The organism is Diaphorobacter sp. B2A2W2, from assembly GCF_056730635.1.
In genome coordinates this window covers 1-4,349 of record NZ_JBWZOR010000020.1, presented here as the reverse complement: position 1 = coordinate 4,349, position 4,349 = coordinate 1, and the positions used below count along the sequence as shown (strand labels likewise).

At 56.3% G+C, this 4,349-nt stretch carries 6 protein-coding genes; all 6 read left to right on the top strand.

Annotated elements, in window-relative coordinates:
* The coding region (locus AC1PPL_RS19250) for a hypothetical protein (protein ID WP_479973956.1) at nt 1-324 on the top strand (324 nt) is incomplete at its 5' end.
* A complete protein-coding gene (locus AC1PPL_RS19245) occupies nt 321-749 on the top strand; it encodes a hypothetical protein (protein WP_479973955.1) in 429 nt (142 codons plus the stop codon). The genes AC1PPL_RS19250 and AC1PPL_RS19245, both read left to right, overlap by 4 nt.
* 185 nt (nt 750-934) lie before the next feature.
* The gene (locus AC1PPL_RS19240) at nt 935-1,714 is read left to right on the top strand and encodes a hypothetical protein (RefSeq protein ID WP_479973954.1); all 780 of its coding nucleotides are present in this window, start codon (nt 935-937) and stop codon (nt 1,712-1,714) included.
* A gap of 105 nt (nt 1,715-1,819) precedes the next feature.
* Complete coding sequence (locus tag AC1PPL_RS19235) at nt 1,820-2,866, top strand: phage major capsid family protein (protein ID WP_479973953.1); 1,047 nt, start codon at nt 1,820-1,822, stop codon at nt 2,864-2,866.
* Nucleotides 2,867-2,876: 10 nt separating this feature from the next.
* The gene (locus AC1PPL_RS19230) at nt 2,877-3,413 is read left to right on the top strand and encodes an HK97 family phage prohead protease (protein ID WP_043565369.1); all 537 of its coding nucleotides are present in this window, start codon (nt 2,877-2,879) and stop codon (nt 3,411-3,413) included.
* Entirely contained in the window at nt 3,410-4,291 is an 882-nt protein-coding gene (locus AC1PPL_RS19225) for a phage portal protein (RefSeq protein WP_479973952.1), read from the top strand. Before AC1PPL_RS19230 ends, AC1PPL_RS19225 begins: the two co-directional genes overlap by 4 nt.
* The last annotated feature ends 58 nt before the right edge of the window (nt 4,292-4,349 follow it).

Here is a 4,349-nt window from a genome sequence, read left to right as displayed (position 1 = left end):
TACCCATGTCCTGAAAGTCGCTGCCGCAGGAACCGCCAGCCCGTTGGACTCCTTGGCCTTGCACTTGCGGCCTGCCTGAATGACGGTTTTATAGCTTCTAGCTGGTTGGCGGCTCAGGGCACTTTGCCGCCCTTTGAAAATTTAATAAATTACTCCATGAAAAAAATTCTATTTATAGGCATCGTGACTACGTTTTGCAGTTTCGCAATGAGTCAATCGTCAATATACATAGACCCCAAGCTTCCAGTCGGCTACCGGTCCACGGAAGAAGCAATGATAACTGCTGGGCTTGAAAAATATCAGACCCCGGATAATAAAAATTGATTTCAGAAATATCTGAAAACGATCAAGCGCTAAGGAGAATTGTAGGGGCCAACTTTGCAGGCATGTGGATAGAGTATGACAAAAAGAGCAACGCAAATCTCGTCGTTGCAATAGCCGGCTCCGATAAACTAGATACAAGAGGCATCGGTATTAGTAGGAATCGGGTTAAAGTCAGAAGAGTGACTTTCAATATGGTTCAGCTTAAGGAAAATTTAGAAATTATTTCCTCAATTTTCATGCGCCAGCCATCTAAAACTGGAGAATTTTTAGTCTTCTCAATCGCCATTGATGAGATAAACAATCGAGTTGTGGTACGAGGGCGAGAAAATAATAAAGAAAAAATACTGGATAGCATTGCAGCTATTGGAGTCGATATGTCAGCAATTGCATTTGAAGGGCAGGAGGGCCCCTTTTTTTTATGGTAGCAGTTCGAAAGTTGCAAAATATCGCCTCCATATTCTGTTTATTGACAACCACCGATTTGATTGAAAGAAAATGGCGTATTTACTCCCATGGAAGTCAGCTGTGGGTCGATTTCTGCCGGTGGCCGCGACCACACCTTGCGGCCTGCATGGTCGCATGCTTGAATCATCAGGCTTAAAGTAGCCATGTGAAAAAAGACTACGGAAAACTTACCGGCGACCAATTCCAAGAATTCATCCAGATTCTTCCGGATGTTTTTGCCAAGCTGCGAGAAGCAGATGACCTGCTAGCTCTCACGCCCAAGGCGAGGTTCGACAAGGTGTTTCCAGGAGATTGGGGCGACTACAGCCACTTGTATGAGTTGCCATTCATCGAGCACCTTAGCTGGGTGGTCTTCGCGCTCAACAGACAAGAGGAAGTGAAGGACGTTGCCAGTTCTCCCGACCCACAGGAAGCTGTTCTGGCAATGCTGCGACTGCGTGATGCAGTCGAGGACAAGCCCCAGCACGAAGCGTTCTCCGACGAAGAGGTGTTGACGCTGATTTACTCCTTGAACCGGACTATGCAAAGCATGGCGACCTTTGGACGGAGTATCTCTAGCCTGCTCCAGGACGTGCGCGAAAACAACAATCACGACTCCTTGTTCAAGGCGATTCGCATGGATCGAACAGTCGTCGGCTGCTCGACGGCAATGCGGCATCTTGCCAGGGCTCAAATCCGAAGCGACACGCGGTTCTTCAAACACTTGCAAGCCGCACTCAAGGGCCCGTCCAAAAAGCCCATGATCGGCCTGGAACCCATGCGCTATGTCCTGTTAATGCTTCGCGAAATGGGGCTGAATGATCTATCCGAAAAAGACCTGGAACACCTGATGGTGGACCTGCTCAAGGTGTACCCCCGTGCCCCGGGTGCCGCCAAAAACCTAAGCGCCCAATACCAGCGCTCCAAAAAAATTAAAACCATCTGAAATCGCGATTTGAGATGGTCGTCCAGGTGGCCGTCGATGTATTCAATCCAGAACCGTTCCAGGAAGCCAAAGTGGCATGCCTGGCACGGTTAAAGGATTGAATCCATGTCGAAGCGAAACTCTGGTGGCGACGCCACGAAGTACCCACAAACCCAAAACCAGGCCGCGTCGGATTCGATGGGGGCGCGCGGAGCGCGCACCGGCGAATCCGATGCGGAAGGTATTGCAGGTGCGGCGCCTAGTAACACAGCACCTGATAACAGCAAATTCATCTATCAACCCCTGCGATGGGGCGTGGACAGTTTGTACCTGTCTTACCCTGGCGTGCTCTCGCCGGATCGCGTTTCTCAACTGCGCCACCTCAAATCCATAGCCCAGGGGCCAGACCATGAAGCGGCCAAAGCCCAATTGCAGTTGGGCTCTCATGTCTTCGAGGTCAAAGACAAAAGCTCAGGCTTGTTCGCTTTCACCCTGGTGGACGGCTCGTACATGATCCGCCTGGGCGCTGGCAAGTCCAAGCAGTTGCCCATGGCCTATGTCCAAGTCTCCAGCCAACTCTTGAGCCACAAGGGGCCCACGGAGATTGAATCGGAGTTGCGTGACCTCCTGCGTCAACTCGGGGAAGTTCACGCTCCGAAGGTCAGCCGGGTCGATCTGTTTCTCGATTTCGCGTGCGATCTGAGCATGGAAGGCTGGAGCCGAGAAGCGTGGGTCACTCGGGCTTGTGCCGTTAACCAATACGCGGAAGATAAGACGTTCACCGGCTGGACCATCGGGACCGGTGGCGCTCTCATGGCCCGGCTGTATCACAAGCTTCTCGAGTGCAAGAAAAGCGGGAAGGAATACCTGCTCGACCTCTGGGCGGGAGCCGGATGGGATCAAGAGATGGACGGTGGCCGCGTGGCTGGCCTGCCCGCCTACGTCACCAACCAATTGGACGCCAAGAGCGGCACCCCGGACAAGGGCCGCGTGATCGCTGGCGACTTCTCGCAAATCGTGATTGGCGAGTGGGGCGTGACCGAGGTGCTGGCCAACCCGTATGCGGCTGGCTACTACGAAAAGGGCGACGTGCAGCTCCGCATCATGCACACCATGGATGCCGTGGTACGCCATCCCAAGGCGTTTGTGGTGGCTGACGATATGACCATCTAAGGGGCAGACGATGACGCTTGAAATTCGTACTGGCGAGCTTCGGGCGTCATCGCCCGGACGGCTGACAGGATATGTTGCGCGCTTCAACTCGGAGACACGGATTGCCGACTTCCACGAGGTGATCCGCGCCGGGGCCTTCAAACACTCGCTATCCGATGGCCGCAACATCGTGGCACTGGCTGACCACGACCGCCGCGCCCTGCTGGGAAGCACCGCATCCGGCACCCTGCAACTTCGGGAGGACGCCCATGGATTGGCTTTTGAGCTTCGCTTGCCTGATACCTCAGTGGCCCGCGATATTGCCGTTTTGGTGGAGAGCCGGGTTATCCAAGGTGCATCGTTTGGCTTCATCGTTCCGCCTGGTGGCGACACCTGGCTAGACCGCGGCGACGGCTCCATGCTGCGCGAGCTGCGCAACGTGGAATTGGCCGAAATCACTGTGACGGCGACGCCCGCCTACCCGGACACCGAAGTAGCGAAGCGCAGCCGCCCGCCTGAGCGCTCTTTCTGGGACTGCAACCGCGTGTGGCTGGAGACTTGCCGATGAGCATCATCACCCGCATCAAATCCGCCATCGGCCTGGAGTCCCGCGCCGTGCTGGGCGTCAACGGCTGGCCCATTCCCCTATCGGCCACCAGCGTGACGCCTGAAAACGCCCAAGGTGTTGGAGCCTGTTATGCCGCCGTGGCCTTGATTGCCGAGGCCATCGGATCGCTGCCGCTGCGGCTGTATCGACGCGACGGCGAAGATCGCACCACGGCCACGGATCATCCTTTGCATACCGTTCTTCACCGTGCCCCCAACGACCAGCAATCGGCCACCGAGTTCTGGGAATGGATGGTTTCATCCATGCTGCTGACGGGCAACGCCTACGCCAAAGTTACGCGCGGCTGGGATGGCCAGGCGCGCAGCCTCGACCCCATGGTGACCAGCAACGTCACGATCATGCGCAAGGGCGAAACCATCGCCGGGTATGAGTACACCAACAGGGACGGCGTGAGGGAGCGCCTATTGCCTGCCGAGGTGTTCCACCTTCGCCACCGTGCTGGCAATGATCCATTGGTGGGCGTCAGTCCTATCACCGCCGCCCGCGCCGTGATCCAGCTCGCGCAAGCCGAAGCGCAGCATGGGCAATCGACGTTCGACAACGGCACACGCGCCAGCGGCATTATTTCCATGCCCGGACGCTTGAAGCCTGAGCAACGCCAGGCCATCGCCGCATCGTGGGCCAGCCAGTACGCCGGTGGAGCCAATGCAGGCAAGGTGCCCGTTATGGAGGAAGGCTCGACCTTCACGCCCATCAGCCTCAGCCTGGCAGATAGCGAGTGGGTTGACGGCCTCATTGCATTGACCATGGCCCTGGGCGTGGCGTCCAAGGCCGAGGAAGCCATGGGCGTGACCCTGGAGGGCTTCACGTTCGTTTGAATAACCCTAGCCTGGGGGGCCGCAAGGAGTGCCAGGACGCGGATTATTCGGGCAGTGC

Bases quoted from the DNA above. Each gene is read 5' to 3' on its own strand.
- AC1PPL_RS19235 (WP_479973953.1), top strand. From the start codon at position 1,820: ATGTCGAAGCGAAACTCTGGTGGCGACGCCACGAAGTACCCACAAACC.
- AC1PPL_RS19230 (WP_043565369.1), top strand. From the start codon at position 2,877: ATGACGCTTGAAATTCGTACTGGCGAGCTTCGGGCGTCATCGCCCGGA.
- AC1PPL_RS19225 (WP_479973952.1), top strand. From the start codon at position 3,410: ATGAGCATCATCACCCGCATCAAATCCGCCATCGGCCTGGAGTCCCGC.